Here is a 16,605-nt window from a genome sequence, read left to right on the forward strand (position 1 = left end):
CCGGCGTCCACCGGCGGATGCCCCTTTTTTGGATCGACCCCTCGGGTCAACGCAGGCACATCGCCGGCACCTGCGCTACAACCAGGAACGACACAGGCCGTTCCCCATTTCCCGTCCACGCCACTCCCCCGGAAAGGCGCTTCGGTCATTCACCGACCGTGCGGTCGGGAATGCGGATCGAGTCTATCACAGCGCCCTGGCGCGAACAGCGAGGATTAACCCGCATCGCGCGCCCCGCCTGGCTTTGCCGTCAGCGCACGAAGGCGTCCCAGGCGGTCTTCAGGATCAGCGCGCTGACCACCACGATAAACATCTTGCGCACGAAGGCGCTGCCGTGGCGCAGCGCCAGCTTGCTGCCCACCTGGCTGCCGGCGACGTTGGCCACGGCCATCACCAGGCCCAGCTGCCACCAGACATGGCCCTTGCTCGCCAGCAGCAGCAGCGCCGCCAGGTTGGTGGCCAGGTTGACCAGCTTGGTCGACGCCGCCGCGTGCAGGAAGTCATAGCCGAACACCCGCACGAACACGATCATCAGGAAGCTGCCGGTGCCCGGCCCGAACACGCCGTCATAGAAACCCAGCACGGCGCCGGCGAGCAGCGCCGCGCCGCGTTCGCCCCAGCCGGTCAGCGTGGGCGCGTGCTCGGCACCGAGATCCTTCTTGGCGACGGTGTAGACCAACAGCGCCACCAGCACGAACGGCAGCGCCTTGCGCAGCGGCTCGGCCGGGATCAGGGTCAGCGCCCAGGCGCCGGCCATCGAGCACGCAAAGGCCGCCACCACCGCCGGCGCGGTCGCGCCCCAGTAGATGCGCACGCTGCGGCCGTAGCGCAGCGCCGCGCTGGCGGTGCCGGCGATCGAACCGACCTTGTTGGTCCCGAGCAGCGTGGCCGGCGCCAGGTTGGGATAGGCCGAGAACAGCGCCGGGATCTGGACCAGCCCGCCGCCGCCGGCGACTGCGTCGATCAGGCCGGCAAGAAAGGCGGCAACCGCCAGGAATGCGAATTCCGTCATTGCAGAAAAGCGAAATGGGGGAAAAGGAAGGGAAAACCTGGAAAGTCCGGGACAGCAACGCCGGCGCCCGGCCGGGCGGCGCGGCTCAGCCCAGTACCTTGGCCGCCGGCACCAGGCTGCCGTGCCACATGCCGTTGCCGTGCAGGCGGAAGCCGGGCGGCGCGCCGCCGTGACCGGCCACCAGCCCCGGCGCCAGCAGCGCATGGCGGATGCCGTGTGCGCGGCCCCACTCGGCCAGCGTGGCGCAGCACGCTTCCAGGCAGGCGCGGCGGGTGGCCGCGTCGAGCTCCGGCCGCATCCACCATTCGCTGGCGCAGGCCGCCAGGCCCGCCAGCTCCAGGCTGGGCAGCAAGGCCACCGGCAGGCAGGCCAGCAGGCCGCCGCGCTCCGTCGCGCCGCTGGCCAGCAGGCAAATGCCGCGCCCGGACTGGGCCAGCAGTTCGCCCAGCATCAGCTGCCGCGCGCGCGCATCCGGCACCGGCAAGGGGTGGATGTGGTCCAGCCAGGCCGATACCAGCGCCGCGTCGGCGCCCTGCCCCAGGCGTACCCGGACCTGCGGCGCGACGGCGCCGCCATCACGTGGCATGGCTGAAGAGGGATCGGGGGGAACGGTGGCAGACATGGGCGGGCAGCAAGGAGCGCCCGCATTGTCGCATGCGTGAGGGGCGAGGTGATGCCGATGCGGCATGAGCGCCCCAAAATGGGGCGAAGCCGTCACTGCAGGGGCGGGAAGCGCCAATGAAAAAAGCGTTGCCGAGGATCACCCGGCAACGCCCTTTATTTATAACGCTGCTACCCGACACCGGGTGCGCGCCTGTCGTCTCCTCGCTTCCGCCTCCATTTAACCTGCGAAAACCGTATATGGAATGTAACGAAGCGGTGCATCGAGGACAAGCTAGAAAAAACCCTAGCCCCAGAATCGGGCATGTCGACCCGCGGTCACTCCCGGCGCCCGGCGTGGCCGCCGAAGCGCGCCAGCAGTTCGCCCATGATGCCGCGGCGGAAGGTCAGCACGCAGATCACGAAGATCACGCCGGTCACCATCGTCACCGACTCCCCCAGCGTGCCGAACCACGAGATGCCGGTCACCGACGCCAGGAAGTTGCCGATGTCGCCCAGCTTGTTCTCCAGCGCGACGATCACGAACGCGCCGACGATCGGCCCTGACAGCGTCCCGAGGCCGCCGACCAGCGTCATCAGGATCACCGACCCCGACATCGACCAGTGCACGTCGGTCAGGGTCTCGAAGCCCAGCACCAGCGCCTTGATCGAGCCGGCCAGCCCCGACAGCGCCGCCGACAGCACGAACGCGGTCAGCTTGAAGCGGTCGACGTCATAGCCCAGCGAGATCGCGCGCGGCTCGTTCTCCTTGATCGCCTTCAGGATCTGGCCGAACGGCGAATGCACCGTGCGCACGATCAGCGCGAAGGCGGCGACGATGATCACCAGCGCCACGTAGTACAGCGTCAGGTCGTCCGACAACGGCAGCACCCCGAACAGCTTGCCGCGCGGGATGCCCTGCAGCCCGTCCTCGCCGCCGGTGAACGGCGCCTGCAGGCAGATAAAGAACAGCATCTGCGCCAGCGCCAGCGTGATCATCGAGAAGTAGATGCCCTGGCGCCGGATGGCCAGCGAGCCCACCACGTAGCCGATCAGCGCGCCGGCGCCGGTGCCCAGGATCAGGCCGATTTCCGGCGTCACGCCCCACACCTTCATGGCATGGCCGGCAGCGTAGCCGGCGCCGCCGAAGAAGGCCGCGTGGCCGAACGACAGCAGCCCGGTATAGCCGATCAGCAGGTTGAAGGCGCACGCAAACAGCGCGAAGCACAGCACCTTGAGCACGAACACCGGATACGCCCCGGCCAGCGGCGCCGCCAGCAGTGCCAGCAGCAGCAATCCGTACAACAGTTTCTTCTGCACGCCTTGACCCTTTCCTGCCTTGCCTGCATTGGCCGCCACGGTGGCTGGCGTCGATGATGTGGACGGTGCGCTCATCACTTCTCCTTGCCGAACAGCCCGGCCGGGCGCAGCAGCAGCACGATCACCATGATGAAGAACACCACGGTTGCCGAGGCTTCCGGATAGAACACTTTGGTCAGGCCTTCGATCACGCCGAGCCCGAGGCCGGTGAGGATCGAGCCCATGATCGAACCCATGCCGCCGATCACCACCACCGCGAACACGACGATGATCAGGTTCTGCCCCATCAGCGGCGAGATCTGGATCACCGGCGCGGCCAGCACGCCGGCAAACGCGGCCAGCGCCACGCCGAAGCCGTAGGTCAGCGTCACCATCAGCGGCACGTTGACGCCGAAGGCCTCGACCATCTTGGGGTTCTCGGTGCCGGCGCGCAGGTAGGCGCCCAGCTTGGTCTTCTCGATCACGTACCAGGTGGCAAAGCACACCGCCAGCGAAGCCACCACCACCCAGGCGCGGTAGTTGGGCAGGATCATGAAGCCCAGGTCAGTGGCGCCCTGCAGCGCGTCCGGGGTCTGGTACGGCAGGCCCGAGACGCCGTAGATCGAGCGGAAGATGCCTTCGATCACCAGCGTGATGCCCAGCGTCAGCAGCAGGCCGTAGATATGGTCGAGCTTGTAGATCCAGCGCAGCATGGTCTTTTCGATCACCACGCCCAGCGCGGCGACCACCAGCGGCGAAAGCAGCAGCATGATCCAGTAATTCAGCCCGGCGTACTCCATGCCCATCCAGGCCAGCACCGCGCCCAGCATGAAGAGCGCGCCGTGCGCAAAGTTGATGACGTTGAGCAGGCCGAAGATCACCGCCAGGCCCAGGCTCAGCATCGCATAGAAGGCGCCGTTGACCAGCCCCAGCAAGAGCTGGGAAAGCATGGCCGGCAGGGGGATTCCGAAGATGTCCATGGGCATCGATTGCTGGTTGTTGGCAGACACTAGGCAGAGCCAACGGTTTTGGGCGCGCCAAAGCCGCCCGAGCTTGCCTGAGCAAGGTGTTCTCCCTCTGCCCTCACGGGGAGAGGGTTGGGGTGCGGGGCGGTTTAGCGAGGAACCACGTCAAGCGAAGCCTTCGGTGTGTTCCAGCATGGCGCCCCTGGCAAGGCCAGCGGTGTTACCCCGCCGACCTCAGCCCTTGACGCTCAAGCCCTCACCCCCTGCCCCTCTCCCGCAAGCGGGAGAGGGGAGCCAACCGTCGCCGTTGCGCTGGCGACTACTTCTTCAGCATCGCGCACTTCGACTCGGCCACCGTGGTGAAGGCCTGCTCGCCCGGGATGGTCGCGACCACCTTCAGGTAATCCCACGGCTTCTTCGATTCGGCCGCGGTCTTCACCTGCATCAGGTACATGTCGTGGATGCCACGGCCGTCCTGGCGGATATAGCCCTTGGTGTAGAAGTCGTTGATCTTCATCTTCTTCAGCTCGGCCATGACCTTGTCCGGATCGTCGGTCTTGGCGGCTTCGACGGCCTTCAGGTAGGTGCTGGCGGCCGAGTAGTCCGCGGCCTGCAGGCTGCTCGGCATCTTCTTCATCTTGCCGAAGAAGCGGTTGGCGAACTTGCGGGTGTCGTCGTTCATGTCCCAGTACCAGCTGTCGGTCATCAGCAGGCCTTCGGTGTTCTTCAGCCCGAGGCTGTGCACGTCGTTGATGAACATCAGCAGGCCGGCGATCTTCATCGACTTGGTGATGCCGAATTCCTTGGCCGCCTTGATCGAGTTGATGGTGTCGCCGCCGGCGTTGGCCAGGCCCAGGATCTGCGCCTTGGACGCCTGCGCCTGCAGCAGGAACGACGAGAAGTCCGAGGCCGACAGCGGATGGCGCACCTGCCCTGCCACGGTGCCGCCGTTGGCCTTGACCACCGCGGCGGTGTCGCTTTCCAGCGAATGGCCGAAGGCGTAGTCGGCGGTCAGGAAGAACCACGACTTGCCGCCCTGCTTGACCACCGCGCTGCCGGTGCCCTTGGCCAGCGCCACCGTGTCATAGGCGTAGTGCACCGTGTACGGGGAGCACTCTTCGTTGGTCAGGCGCGCGGTGCCGGCGCCGATATTGATGTAGACGCGCTTCTTCTCGGAAGCCACCTTGTTCATCGCCAGCGCGGTGCCGGAGTTGGTGCCGCCCAGCAGCATGTCCAGGCCTTGCTGGTCCATCCATTCGCGCGCCTTCGAGGCGGCGATGTCGGCCTTGTTCTGGTGGTCGGCCGAGACGATCTCGATGGGCTTGCCCAGCACCTTGCCGCCGCGGTCCTCGATCGCCATCTTGATGGCTTCCAGGCCGCCGGGACCGTCGATATCGGCATACAGGCCCGACATGTCGGTGATGTAGCCGATCTTGACGGTGTCGCCCGATACTTGTGCGGCAGCGCCGAAGGACACCGCACCCATGGCAATGGCCGCCATCGCGGCCGCGAGCCGAGTCTTTTTCATTTCCCTGTCTCCTGATTTGCGGCGGCGTGCGCGCCACCCGTTCCTGCCAACAAGCAACCATCGACCCGCGTTGCGCGGATCAGACCCCGAGCAATTCATGCAGCACCGGCATCTTGGCCTGCAGCTCACTGGCCGCGAAGCGTTCGACGATGGTGCCGTGCTCCATCACGTAGAAGCGGTCCGCCAGCGGCGCGGCGAAGCGGAAGTTCTGCTCCACCATCACCACCGTGTACCCCTTCTGCTTGAGCATCCGGATCATGCGCGCCAGCGCCTGCACGATCACCGGTGCCAGCCCTTCCGAGATTTCGTCGAGCAGCAGCAGGTTGGCGCCGGTGCGCAGGATGCGCCCGACCGCCAGCATCTGCTGCTCGCCGCCCGACAGCCGCGTGCCCTGGCTCTGGCGGCGCTCCTTCAGGTTCGGGAACATCTCGTAGATGTCGGCCTCGCTCATGCCCTGGCTGGCGTCGGCGCCCTTGAGCACCGGCGGCAGCATCAGGTTCTCTTCGCACGAGAGGCTGGAGAAGATGGCGCGCTCTTCCGGGCAATAGCCGATGCCGTAGTGCGCGATCTTGTGCGTGGGCAGGCCGATGGTCTCGTGGCCGTCCACCTTGATCGAGCCCTTGCGCGCGCCGGTCAGTCCCATGATCGCGCGCAGCGTGGTGGTGCGCCCGGCGCCGTTGCGCCCGAGCAGCGTGACCACCTCGCCGCGGTTCACGGTCAGGTCGACGCCGTGCAGGATGTGCGATTCGCCGTACCAGGCGTGCAGGCCCTTGATTTCCAGGGCGGGAGTATTGGCTGTGCTCATGGTGTCGTCCCCGCCTCAGTGCGCGCCCTGCAGTTCCGCGTCGACGGTGCCCATGTAGGCCTCCATCACGCGCGGGTCCTTCGACACTTCCGCATACGGGCCTTCGGCCAGGATCGCGCCACGCTGCAGCACCGTGATCTTGTCGGCGATCGATGAGACCACGCTCATGTTGTGCTCGACCATCAGGATGGTGCGGCCCGCCGAGACCTGCTTGATCAGCTGCGTGACGCGGTCCACGTCTTCGTGGCCCATGCCCTGCGTGGGTTCGTCGAGCAGCATCAGCTCGGGCTCCATCGCCAGCGTGGTGGCAATCTCCAGCGCGCGCTTGCGCCCGTAAGGAAGGTTCACCGTCAGCGTGTGCGCGAACTCGGTCAGGCCGACCTGCTCGAGCAGTTCCATGGCGCGGTCGTTGAGCACCTCCAGCGTGCGCTCGCTGCGCCAGAACTGGTACGCCGTGCCGAGTTGCCGCTGCAGCCCGATGCGCACGTTCTCCATCACCGTCAGGTGCGGGAACACGGCCGAGATCTGGAACGAGCGGATCACGCCGCGCCGCGCGATCTGCGCGGGCTTTTCGCGGGTGATGTCGATGCCGTTGAAGAGAATGGTGCCGGTGGTCGGCTCCAGGAACTTGGTGAGCAGGTTGAAGCAAGTGGTCTTGCCCGCGCCGTTGGGGCCGATCAACGCATGGATCGAGCCGCGGCGCACCCGCAGGTTAACGTCGCTCACCGCCGTGAACCCCTTGAACTCCTTGGTGAGGTTCCGCGTTTCCAGGATGGTTTCCTGCTGGTTCATGTCTCCTGCCCGCCCTCTTGCTGTACTGCCGGGGTGATGCCCGGCACTGACAATGGTCCGAACCGGCCTTGTAGGCCCTTTGCTGCCGCTTGTTCCGTCAGGCGTGCCGTGATGGCGGCCCTGCCTGCGGGTTTTTATCAGTGCGGGGCGGCTCCCGCGAGGGCTGCGATGGCGGCATGGGATGTGCGGCCGAAGCACCCTGTGAGGCGTCTATTGTGTGCGCCTGTTGCATCGCAAAACATCGGGGTTTGCACTATGAAACATGAACCAAGTGTCAGTTTTTTCGCGGCCGCACAAGCGCCGCAAGCGCCGCATGACCTTCACCCCGCTGGCGGTCATGCGGCGAGCCGCTTCAAGCGCTTGCGGCTGCCGCCGCGGGCGCCGGCGTGGCCTGCACCGGCGCCTGCGCCGGGCCTGCCACTTCCGCTGACGCGCCACCATGCCTGCGGTCTTCGCGGATCATGTCGCTGGCGCGCTCGGCGATCATGATGGTCGGCGAGTTGGTATTGCCCGAGGTGATCAGCGGCATCACCGAGGCGTCGACCACGCGCAGCCCCTGCACGCCGAGCACGCGCAGCCGATGGTCCACCACCGCCATCGGATCGTCGGCGCGGCCCATCTTGCAGGTGCCCACCGGATGGAAGATGGTGGTGCCGATATTGCCGGCGGCCTCGGCCAGTTCCTCGTCGCTCTGGAACGCCGGCCCCGGCAGCCATTCCTCGGGCCGGTACGGCGCCAGCGCCGGCGACGCGACGATGCGGCGCGTGAGCCGGATCGCATCGGCGGCGACCTTGCGGTCCTCGTCGGTCGACAGGTAGTTGGGCGCGATCACCGGCGCCTGGCGGAAATCGGCGCTGCCCGCGTGCACGCTGCCGCGCGAAGTCGGGCGCAGGTTGCAGGCGCTGGCGGTAAAGGCGTTGAAGGCGTGCAGCGGATCGCCGAACTTGTCCAGCGACAGCGGCTGCACGTGGTACTCGATATTCGGCCGCGCCTGCGAGGGGTCCGAGCGCGCGAACGCGCCCAGCTGCGATGGCGCCATGCTCATCGGCCCGCTCTGGTTGAAGGCGTACTGCACGCCGATGCAGAACTTGCCCCACAGGCTCGCGGCGCGCGTGTTCAGCGTGCGCACGCCGTTGACCTTGACCACGCTGCGCAACTGCAGGTGGTCCTGCAGGTTCTCGCCGACGCCGGGCAGCGCGTGGCGCACCGCAATGCCCAGCGCCTGCAGCCGTTCGGGCTGGCCGATGCCGGACAGCTCCAGCAATTGCGGCGTGTTGACCGCGCCGGCGGCGAGGATCACCTCGAGCGTGGCCGCCGCCGTGTGCGGCCGGCCGCCGCCGAGATAATTCACGCCGGTGCAGCGGCGCCCGTCGAAGCTCAGCCCGCTCACCTGCGCGCCGGTGACGATGGTCAGGTTGGGCCGCTCCGACGCGCGCCGCAGGAACGCCTTGGCCGTGTTCCAGCGAATGCCGCGGCGCTGGTTCACTTCGAAATAGCCGACGCCGAAATTGTCGCCGCGGTTGAAGTCGTCGGTGCGCGGGATGCCCGCTTGCTCGGCGGCGTCGGCAAAGCGCTCGAGGATATCCCAGCGCAGCCGCTGCCCCTCGACGCGCCATTCGCCGCCGGCGCCGTGGAATTCGTTCGGGCCCCGGTGATGGTCTTCGCTGCGCTTGAACAGCGGCAGCACATTGTCCCAGCGCCAGCCGTCGTCTCCGGTCAGCCGCGCCCACTCGTCATAGTCTTCGCGCTGGCCGCGCATGTAGATCATGCCGTTGATCGACGAGCAGCCGCCCAGCACGCGCCCGCGCGGATAGCCCAGCGAGCGCCCGTTCAGCCCTGCTTCGGCTTCGGTGCGGTAGAGCCAGTCGGTGCGCGGGTTGCCGATGCAGTAGAGGTAGCCCACCGGGATATGGATCCAGTGGTAATCGTCCTTGCCGCCGGCTTCCAGCAGCAGCACGCTGACGTCCGGGTCCTGCGTCAGCCGGTTCGCCAGGACACAGCCGGCCGAGCCGGCCCCCACGATGATGTAGTCGAATGTCTCCATGGCGCCTGTTGTGCTTGTTGTGCTTGTTGTGCTTGTTGTGCTTGTTGTGCTTGTTGTGCTTGTTGTGCTTGTTGTGCTTGTTGTGCTTGTTGTGCTTGTTGTGCTTGTGGTCGGGTTTACTTCGCCACCGGCATGGTGAACTCGGCGCCCTTGGCGATCGAGTCCGGCCAGCGCTGCATCACGCTCTTGTAGCGCGTGTAGAAGCGTACCCCCTCTTCGCCATAGGCATGGTGGTCGCCGAACAGCGAGCGCTTCCAGCCGCCGAACGAATGCCACGCCATCGGCACCGGGATCGGCACGTTGATGCCGACCATGCCCACCTGGATCTGCCGCGCGAACGCGCGCGCGATGCCGCCGTCGCTGGTGTAGCAGGAAACGCCGTTGCCGTATTCGTGCGCGTTGATCAGCGCCACCGCCTCGGCAAAGTCATGCACGCGCACCACCGACAGCACCGGGCCGAAGATCTCTTCCTTGTAGATGGTCATCTCCGGCTTGACGTGGTCGAACAGCGTGCCGCCGACATAGAAGCCGTTCTCGTGGCCATCGACCTTGTGGCCGCGGCCATCGGTCACCAGCGTTGCGCCCTCTTCCACACCCTTGGCGATATAACCCTCGACCTTGGCCTTGTGGACAGCGGTCACCAGCGGACCCATTTCGGCGTCGGCCTCCATGCCATTGCGGATCTTCAGCGCGCGGGCGCGCTCGGCCAGCCGCGGCACCAGCCGGTCGGCGACATCGCCGACCGCCACCGCCACCGAGATCGCCATGCAGCGCTCGCCCGCCGAACCGTAGGCGGCGCCGATCAGCGCATCGACGGCCTGGTCGAGGTCCGCATCGGGCATCACCACCAGGTGGTTCTTGGCGCCGCCCAGCGCCTGCACGCGCTTGCCGTGCTTCGTCCCTTCCGTGTAGATGTACTCGGCAATCGGCGTCGAGCCGACGAACGACAGCGCCTGCACGTCGGGGTGCGCCAGCAGCGCATCGACCGCTTCCTTGTCGCCCTGGACCACGTTGAACACGCCGTCGGGCAGGCCGGCCTGGCGCAGCAGATCAGCGATCAGCAGGCTCGGCGACGGGTCGCGCTCGGACGGCTTGAGCACGAAGGTATTGCCGCACGCCAGCGCCACCGGGAACATCCACATCGGCACCATCACCGGGAAGTTGAACGGCGTGATGCCGGCCACCACGCCCAGCGGCTGACGCAGGTTCCAGTTGTCGATGCCGCCGCCGATGTTGTCGGTGAAATCGGTCTTGAGCAGGTTGGGGATGCCGCAGGCAAACTCCACCACCTCGATGCCGCGCGTGACTTCGCCCTTGGCATCGGAGAACACCTTGCCGTGCTCGCGCGTGATCAGCGCGGCGAGGTCGTCGTGGTGCTGGTCCAGCAGTTCCTTGAACTTGAACAGGATGCGCGCGCGGCGCAGCGGCGGGGTGTCGGCCCAGGCGGGAAACGCGGCCTTGGCGGCGGCCACGGCGTCGGCCACGTCCTGCGGGGTGCCCAGCGCCACGCGTGCGGCAACTTCACCGGTAGCGGGGTTGTAGATATCGGCCAGGCGCTGCGCGGCGCCGCGCGTCTGCCGGCCCGCGATGCTGTGGCCGATGATGGCCTGCACTGCGCTGGCCTCTGCAAGGATGTCTTCCACTTCCGCTCCTGAATACTGGTTCCGCGGGCGCTTCGGCCCGTCGATCTTTGCGTCCGGTGAAGACGCTGCTGTGCTCGGCCGCACGCCGGACGCGGCACGTATGCCGCGCGGCACAAGACTTCGGGCCATGGTTGAGCGCAAGCTTGGTGCAGTTGCGCGGCCCCGTCCAATGATTTATCGTCAATCGCAATATAAGCCGCGCAAAATATTGCGACGCAGCACACACCCCTCCACGCCCCGGCCCCGCTCCCTTGGACCTCCATCACCTGCGCGCCTTCGTTGCCGTCGCGCGCGAAGGCAACCTGACCCGCGCCGCCCAGCGCCTGCACCTGACCCAGCCCGCNACGCAGGTTCCAGTTGTCGATGCCGCCGCCGATGTTGTCGGTGAAATCGGTCTTGAGCAGGTTGGGGATGCCGCAGGCAAACTCCACCACCTCGATGCCGCGCGTGACTTCGCCCTTGGCATCGGAGAACACCTTGCCGTGCTCGCGCGTGATCAGCGCGGCGAGGTCGTCGTGGTGCTGGTCCAGCAGTTCCTTGAACTTGAACAGGATGCGCGCGCGGCGCAGCGGCGGGGTGTCGGCCCAGGCGGGAAACGCGGCCTTGGCGGCGGCCACCGCATCGGCCACGTCCTGCGGGGTGCCCAGCGCCACGCGTGCGGCAACTTCACCGGTAGCGGGGTTGTAGATATCGGCCAGGCGCTGCGCGGCGCCGCGCGTCTGCCGGCCCGCGATGCTGTGGCCGATGATGGCCTGCACTGCGCTGGCCTCTGCAAGGATGTCTTCCACTTCCGCTCCTGAATACTGGTTCCGCGGGCGCTTCGGCCCGTCGATCTTTGCGTCCGGTGAAGACGCTGCTGTGCTCGGCCGCACGCCGGACGCGGCACGTATGCCGCGCGGCACAAGACTTCGGGCCATGGTTGAGCGCAAGCTTGGTGCAGTTGCGCGGCCCCGTCCAATGATTTATCGTCAATCGCAATATAAGCCGCGCAAAATATTGCGACGCAGCACACACCCCTCCACGCCCCGGCCCCGCTCCCTTGGACCTCCATCACCTGCGCGCCTTCGTTGCCGTCGCGCGCGAAGGCAACCTGACCCGCGCCGCCCAGCGCCTGCACCTGACCCAGCCCGCGGTCAGCCTGCAGCTGAAGGCGCTGCAGTCGGCGTGGCGCATCCGGCTGTTCGAGCGCACCGCGGCGGGCCTGACGCTGACCGCCGACGGCGCCGCGCTGCTGCCGCTGGCCGAGCGCATCCTCGATGGCGTGGGCGACCTGCAGCACACCGTCAACGCCATGCATCACACCGTGCGCGGGCGGCTGGCGATCGGCACCATCCTCGACCCGGAATTCACGCGGCTGGGCCCGATGCTGCGCACGCTGGTCGAGCGCCACCCGCAGATCGGCACCGAGCTGCGCCACGGCATGTCGGGCTGGGTGCTGCAGCAGGTGCGCAGCGGCGCGCTCGATGTGGGCTTCTACCTGGGGCAGCCGGCCGAGCCCGGCTTCCACGCGCTGACGCTGACCCCGTTCTCGTATTACGTGGTGGCGCCCAAGGGCTGGAAGGAGCGCACCGCGCTGCGCTCCTGGGCGCAGCTGGCGACGCTGCCATGGATCTGGACCCCGCCCGAATCGGCGCACAACCGGCTGTTGTCGGCGCACTTCGCGCAGGCGGGCGTGGACCCGGCCACGGTGCCCAAGGTGGCGCATGTCGACCAGGAAGCGTCGATGCGCGACCTGGTGCGCTCGGGCGTGGGGCTGTCGCTGGTGCGCGATGCGATCGCGCTGCGCGAGTCGCATGCGCACGGGCTGGTGATCGTCGAGGGGGTCTCGGTGCAGACCGAGCTGACCCTGGTCTGCCTGGCCGCGCGCCGCGACGACCCGGTGGTCGCGGCGGCGTTCGGCGTGGCCGAGTCGGTGTTCCGTACCTAGCGCTGCGGGCTGGCCAGCCGGCGCTGCAGCCAGCCGGTCAGCGCCGCGAACACTTCGCCGCGCAGCGGCTGCGCTTCATTGAAGATCTCGTGGTAGCCGTGGTCGAACCAGACCTGCTCGCGCAGGTCGGGCGGCGCACTGTCGAAGAAGGCGCGGCTGCCGGCCGGGTCCACCACGCGGTCGGCGCCGCCGACCAGCATCAGCATGGGCGCCTCCAGCAGCGCCGCGTCGGCCTGCGCCTGCGCCATGCCGCGGATAAAGCCCTCCAGCACGCTGGCGGTGATGGTGGTCTGCACCAGCGGGTCGGCGCGGTAGGCGGCGACCACCGCCGGGTCATGCGACAAGTGCCGCGCATCGATCGGATTGGGCACGCGCAGCCGCGGCGCCAGCGTCAGCAGCACGCGGTGCAGCGCCAGCGCCGGCCGGGACAGCCGCAGCGCCAGCGCCGGCGATGACAGCACCAGCGCACGCACCGGCCGCACGCGCGCGGTGGCAAAGCGCGCCGCGACCAGCCCGCCCATGCTGTGGCCGAGCAGGAACGGCAATTCGCCCCAGCCGGGCACCGCGGCATCGTAGATCTCGGCGAGGTCGTTCAGGTAGATGTCCGGATGGTCCGCCACCATGCGCGCGCCGCCGCTGGCGCCGTGGCCGCGCAGGTCGAAGGCGCGCACGCGCAGCCCCATGCCGCACAGCAGGTCGGCGACATGCTGGTAGCGGCCGGCGTGTTCGGCAAGCCCGTGCACCAGCAGCACCGAGCCGAGCGGTTCGGCAAAGCGTGCCGGATCGGGTTGCCAGGTACGGAGCAGCAGTTCGGTGCCGTCGCGCATGCGCTGGCGGCTCTGCATCGGCGCATGGTTGCCCGCCGGGCTCGTGGCGGGTGGGGTGGCAACGCCGGCCATGGCCGGATCGTCCGTCATCGGCTGTTCCATTTGCACAGGTCTCCTGCCAGCGCGCGCGGGCCAGGCGCGGCGCCAGCTATCGTTGTTGTTATGGAGTCCGCGGCGCCGGCATGTGCCGGCCCTGCTGTGGCGACAACCGTCGCGTGAAGCGCGCTCTCAGCCGTGGCAGGCCGGCGCCTCCGGCTGCGCCATGTCGGCCAGGATCGGGCAGTCCGGACGGTCGTCGCCGCTGCAGTGCTGCGCCAGTTCGCGCAGCGTGTCGCGCATCGCCGCCAGTTCGGCGATGCGCTGTTCCAGGTCGGCCACATGCCGCAGCGTCAGCGCCTTGACGTCGGCGCTGGCGCGGCCGCGGTCGTGCCACAGCGACAGCAGGTTGCGGATCTCGTCGAGCGAGAAGCCCAGATTACGGGCCCGCCGCACGAAGCGCAAGGTATGCACCGCGCGTTCGTCGTAGCGGCGGTAGCCGCCTTCGGTGCGCGGCGGCGCCGCCACCAGCCCGATCGATTCATAGTGGCGGATCATCTTGGCCGATACGCCCGAGGCCTGTGCCGCTTCGCCGATATTCATTTGCCGCCTCCTTGCCCGGCGGGGGACGCGCCCGCGGCGCCGGCCTGGGCATGCCAGCGGCGCAGCAGCAGCGCATTGCCGACCACGCTGACGCTGGAGAACGCCATCGCCGCGCCCGCCACCACCGGATTGAGCATGCCGGCCGCGGCCAGCGGGATCCCCACCACGTTATAGAAAAAGGCCCAGAACAGGTTCTGGCGGATCTTGCGCACGGTGCGGTGCGAGACCGCCAGCGCATCGGCCACCAGGGCCGGGTCGCCGCGCATCAGCGTGATGCCGGCGGCGTGCATGGCCACGTCGGTGCCGGTCGACATGGCAATGCCCACGTCGGCCGCGGCCAGCGCCGGCGCATCGTTGATGCCGTCGCCCACCATCGCCACCACCGCGCCATCGCGGCCCAGCGCCTGCACCCGCGCGGCTTTGTCTTCGGGCAGCACTTCGGCCTGCACGTCATCCAGCCCCAGCGCCTGCGCTACGCGCGCCGCGGCGCCGGCGTTGTCGCCGGTCAGCATCACCGTGCGCACCCCGGCGGCGCGCAGCCGGGCGATCGCCGCCGGCGCGCCCGGCTTGATGGCATCGCCGAACGCGACCAGCCCGGCCACGCGCGGCGGCGTGGCCTGCACCAGCCACGACACGGTGCGGCCTTCCGCCTGCAGCTGCTCCGCCACCGCGGCCAGCGCGCCGGCCGGCGCGCCCAGCGACTCGCGCAGCCGCTCGCTGCCCAGTTGCAGCGCCTGGCCGTCGACCACGCCGGCAATGCCGCGGCCGGGCAGCGCCTGCACGCCGCTGGCCGGCGGCACGGCGATGCCGCGCGCCTGCGCCGCGGCCAGTACGGCGCGCGCCAGCGGGTGCTCGCTGCCCGCCTGCAGCGCGGCCAGCCGGGCCAGCAGCGCGCGGCCGTCGGCGTCGGCGGGATCGGCGGCATGCAGGGCCACCACTTCGGGCTTGCCGACCGTCAGCGTGCCGGTCTTGTCGAACGCCACCACGCTGACCCGGTGCGCCACTTCCAGCGCCTCGGCGTCCTTGATCAGGATGCCGGCGCGCGCGCCGGCGCCGGTGCCGGCCATGATCGCGGTGGGCGTGGCCAGTCCCAGCGCGCACGGGCAGGCGATCACCAGCACCGCCACGGCATTGAGCAGCGCCGCTTCCCAGTCGCCTGCAATGAGGCCCCAGCCCAGCACCGTCACCAGTGCAATGCCCAGCACCACCGGCACGAACACCGCGCTGACGCGGTCGACCAGGCGCTGGATCGGCGCCTTGGCCGCCTGCGCGTGCTCGACCATGCGGATGATGCGCGCCAGCACGGTCTCGGCGCCCACCGCCACGGTGCGCGCCACCAGCAAACCTTCGAAATTGATCGCGCCGCCGGTGATGCGGTCGCCGGGCTGCTTCGGCACCGGCAGGCTTTCGCCGGTCAGCATCGATTCATCGGCATGGCTGGTGCCTTCGACCACCTCGGCGTCCACCGGGATGCGCTCGCCGGGGCGCACCACGATTTCATCGCCGACGCCCACGGCCGCCAGCGGCACGCTGTGCTCGACCCCGCCGCGCCGCACGCGCGCGGTATCGGGGCGCAGCGCCGCCAGTGCGCGGATGGCATCGGCGGTCTGGCGCTTGGCGCGCGTCTCCAGCCACTTGCCCAGGCGCACCAGCGTGATCACCACCGCCGCGCTCTCGAAGTACAGGTGCGGCATGGCATCGGCCGGCGTGCGCCACATCAGCCACAGCGACAGCCCGTAGGCCGCCGTGGTGCCCAGCGCCACCAGCAGGTCCATATTGCCGGCGCCGGCGCGCACCGCCTTCCAGCCGGCCTTGTAGAAGCGCCAGCCGAACACGAACTGCACCGGCGTGGCCAGCAGCCACTGCACCCACGCCGGCAGCATCCAGTGCACGCCGAACCATTCCAGCACCATCGGCGCCACCAGCGGCAGCGACAGCGCCGCCGAGATCGCCACCGGCCACGGGCCGTCCCAGAAGGCCGGACGCGCGGGCTGGCCGGGCCGGGCCAGACCGCCGGCGTCCACCGCCTGCGCCACCGGCGTCGCGCCATAGCCGGCGCGCGCAACCGCGCCGACCAGCGCCGCGGGTTCGGCGGCGCCGCGCAGCAGCGTCACGCTGGCGCGCTCGGTGGCCAGGTTGACGGTGGCCTCGACCACCCCCGGCACGGCGCGCAGCGCCTTTTCCACCCGGGCCACGCACGAGGCGCAGGTCATGTCGGCGATATTCAGTTCGATGGTGTCCTGCGGCACGGCGTAGCCGGCGTCGGCCACGGCGCGCGCGGCGGCGGGCAGCACCGCGGCGGACGCCGCGCGCAGCGTGGCGGCCTCGGTGGCCAGGTTGACGGCGACGTCGCGCACGCCCGGCACCTTGGCCAGCGCCTTTTCGACGCGTCCCACGCACGAGGCGCAGGTCATGCCTTCGACCGGCAGCCGCCATTCGGGCATGGCGTCGGCGGGCGGGTGGTCCGTGCGGACCGGTTGGGAAGCGAGCACAGCGCTGGAATCTGGCATGGTCTGGGTCATCC

13 protein-coding genes and 2 pseudogenes are annotated in these 16,605 nt (G+C 68.9%); 2 read left to right on the forward strand and 13 right to left on the reverse strand.

Annotated features, from left to right (window positions below; genetic code table 11):
• Positions 1–250: 250 nt before the first annotated feature.
• The 9 genes from CBM2594_RS00705 to CBM2594_RS00745 all read right to left on the reverse strand — a co-directional run bounded on the left by CBM2594_RS00705 (position 251) and on the right by CBM2594_RS00745 (position 10,658).
• Entirely contained in the window at positions 251–1,012 is a 762-nt protein-coding gene (locus CBM2594_RS00705) for a sulfite exporter TauE/SafE family protein (RefSeq protein WP_116355154.1), read from the reverse strand.
• 85 nt (positions 1,013–1,097) lie between these two features.
• Positions 1,098–1,598 carry a hypothetical protein gene (locus CBM2594_RS00710; RefSeq protein WP_232346539.1) on the reverse strand — a complete coding sequence of 167 codons (501 nt, stop codon included), beginning with the start codon at positions 1,596–1,598 and terminating at the stop codon, positions 1,098–1,100.
• A 353-nt stretch (positions 1,599–1,951) separates the two neighbouring features.
• Positions 1,952–3,007, reverse strand: a complete 1,056-nt coding sequence (locus CBM2594_RS00715; protein ID WP_217449860.1) for a branched-chain amino acid ABC transporter permease — start codon at positions 3,005–3,007, stop codon at positions 1,952–1,954.
• On the reverse strand, positions 3,007–3,891 hold the full coding sequence (locus CBM2594_RS00720; RefSeq protein WP_116355156.1) for a branched-chain amino acid ABC transporter permease: 885 nt from the start codon (positions 3,889–3,891) through the stop codon (positions 3,007–3,009). Before CBM2594_RS00720 ends, CBM2594_RS00715 begins: the two co-directional genes overlap by 1 nt.
• A gap of 304 nt (positions 3,892–4,195) precedes the next feature.
• Entirely contained in the window at positions 4,196–5,404 is a 1,209-nt protein-coding gene (locus tag CBM2594_RS00725) for an ABC transporter substrate-binding protein (RefSeq protein WP_062795875.1), read from the reverse strand.
• A 79-nt stretch (positions 5,405–5,483) separates the two neighbouring features.
• A complete protein-coding gene (locus tag CBM2594_RS00730; RefSeq protein WP_116355157.1) occupies positions 5,484–6,209 on the reverse strand; it encodes an ABC transporter ATP-binding protein in 726 nt (241 codons plus the stop codon).
• A 15-nt stretch (positions 6,210–6,224) separates the two neighbouring features.
• Complete coding sequence (locus CBM2594_RS00735) at positions 6,225–7,001, reverse strand: ABC transporter ATP-binding protein (RefSeq protein WP_116355158.1); 777 nt, start codon at positions 6,999–7,001, stop codon at positions 6,225–6,227.
• Between the two features lie 352 nt (positions 7,002–7,353).
• On the reverse strand, positions 7,354–9,045 hold the full coding sequence (locus CBM2594_RS00740) for a GMC family oxidoreductase (protein ID WP_116355159.1): 1,692 nt from the start codon (positions 9,043–9,045) through the stop codon (positions 7,354–7,356).
• 116 nt (positions 9,046–9,161) lie between these two features.
• A complete protein-coding gene (locus tag CBM2594_RS00745) occupies positions 9,162–10,658 on the reverse strand; it encodes a CoA-acylating methylmalonate-semialdehyde dehydrogenase (protein ID WP_373457577.1) in 1,497 nt (498 codons plus the stop codon).
• Between the two features lie 281 nt (positions 10,659–10,939).
• Here CBM2594_RS00745 and CBM2594_RS00750 point away from each other — a divergent pair.
• Positions 10,940–11,036, forward strand: a pseudogene (locus CBM2594_RS00750) (LysR family transcriptional regulator); the annotation flags it as partial.
• Here CBM2594_RS00750 and CBM2594_RS00755 read toward each other — a convergent pair.
• Positions 11,006–11,446, reverse strand: a pseudogene (locus CBM2594_RS00755) (aldehyde dehydrogenase family protein); the annotation flags it as partial. The pseudogenes CBM2594_RS00750 and CBM2594_RS00755 overlap by 31 nt on opposite strands.
• 281 nt (positions 11,447–11,727) lie before the next feature.
• Here CBM2594_RS00755 and CBM2594_RS00760 point away from each other — a divergent pair.
• Positions 11,728–12,615, forward strand: a complete 888-nt coding sequence (locus CBM2594_RS00760) for a LysR family transcriptional regulator (RefSeq protein ID WP_116355161.1) — start codon at positions 11,728–11,730, stop codon at positions 12,613–12,615.
• Here CBM2594_RS00760 and CBM2594_RS00765 read toward each other — a convergent pair.
• The 3 genes from CBM2594_RS00765 to CBM2594_RS00775 form a co-directional block, all read right to left on the reverse strand.
• Positions 12,612–13,544: an alpha/beta hydrolase gene (locus tag CBM2594_RS00765; RefSeq protein WP_116355162.1), complete on the reverse strand. Its 933-nt coding sequence runs from the start codon at positions 13,542–13,544 to the stop codon at positions 12,612–12,614. The two genes, CBM2594_RS00760 and CBM2594_RS00765, sit on opposite strands and share 4 nt — an antisense overlap.
• 126 nt (positions 13,545–13,670) lie before the next feature.
• Positions 13,671–14,081 carry a Cu(I)-responsive transcriptional regulator gene (cueR, locus tag CBM2594_RS00770; RefSeq protein WP_116355163.1) on the reverse strand — a complete coding sequence of 137 codons (411 nt, stop codon included), beginning with the start codon at positions 14,079–14,081 and terminating at the stop codon, positions 13,671–13,673.
• Positions 14,078–16,591: a heavy metal translocating P-type ATPase gene (locus tag CBM2594_RS00775; RefSeq protein ID WP_116357639.1), complete on the reverse strand. Its 2,514-nt coding sequence runs from the start codon at positions 16,589–16,591 to the stop codon at positions 14,078–14,080. Before CBM2594_RS00775 ends, cueR begins: the two co-directional genes overlap by 4 nt.
• Positions 16,592–16,605 lie beyond the last annotated feature (14 nt).

Source organism: Cupriavidus taiwanensis (assembly GCF_900249755.1).
Classification (GTDB): domain Bacteria; phylum Pseudomonadota; class Gammaproteobacteria; order Burkholderiales; family Burkholderiaceae; genus Cupriavidus; species Cupriavidus taiwanensis_D.

Excerpts from the sequence above, each read along its gene's own strand:
- CBM2594_RS00740 (WP_116355159.1), bottom strand. The coding sequence starts at position 9,045 with ATGGAGACATTCGACTACATCATCGTGGGGGCCGGCTCGGCCGGCTGT.
- CBM2594_RS00765 (WP_116355162.1), bottom strand. The coding sequence starts at position 13,544 with ATGGAACAGCCGATGACGGACGATCCGGCCATGGCCGGCGTTGCCACC.
- CBM2594_RS00715 (WP_217449860.1), bottom strand. The coding sequence starts at position 3,007 with ATGAGCGCACCGTCCACATCATCGACGCCAGCCACCGTGGCGGCCAAT.
- CBM2594_RS00705 (WP_116355154.1), bottom strand. The coding sequence starts at position 1,012 with ATGACGGAATTCGCATTCCTGGCGGTTGCCGCCTTTCTTGCCGGCCTG.
- CBM2594_RS00775 (WP_116357639.1), bottom strand. The coding sequence starts at position 16,591 with ATGCCAGATTCCAGCGCTGTGCTCGCTTCCCAACCGGTCCGCACGGAC.
- CBM2594_RS00710 (WP_232346539.1), bottom strand. The coding sequence starts at position 1,598 with ATGCCACGTGATGGCGGCGCCGTCGCGCCGCAGGTCCGGGTACGCCTG.
- CBM2594_RS00730 (WP_116355157.1), bottom strand. The coding sequence starts at position 6,209 with ATGAGCACAGCCAATACTCCCGCCCTGGAAATCAAGGGCCTGCACGCC.
- CBM2594_RS00720 (WP_116355156.1), bottom strand. The coding sequence starts at position 3,891 with ATGGACATCTTCGGAATCCCCCTGCCGGCCATGCTTTCCCAGCTCTTG.
- CBM2594_RS00725 (WP_062795875.1), bottom strand. The coding sequence starts at position 5,404 with ATGAAAAAGACTCGGCTCGCGGCCGCGATGGCGGCCATTGCCATGGGT.
- CBM2594_RS00735 (WP_116355158.1), bottom strand. The coding sequence starts at position 7,001 with ATGAACCAGCAGGAAACCATCCTGGAAACGCGGAACCTCACCAAGGAG.
- cueR (WP_116355163.1), bottom strand. The coding sequence starts at position 14,081 with ATGAATATCGGCGAAGCGGCACAGGCCTCGGGCGTATCGGCCAAGATG.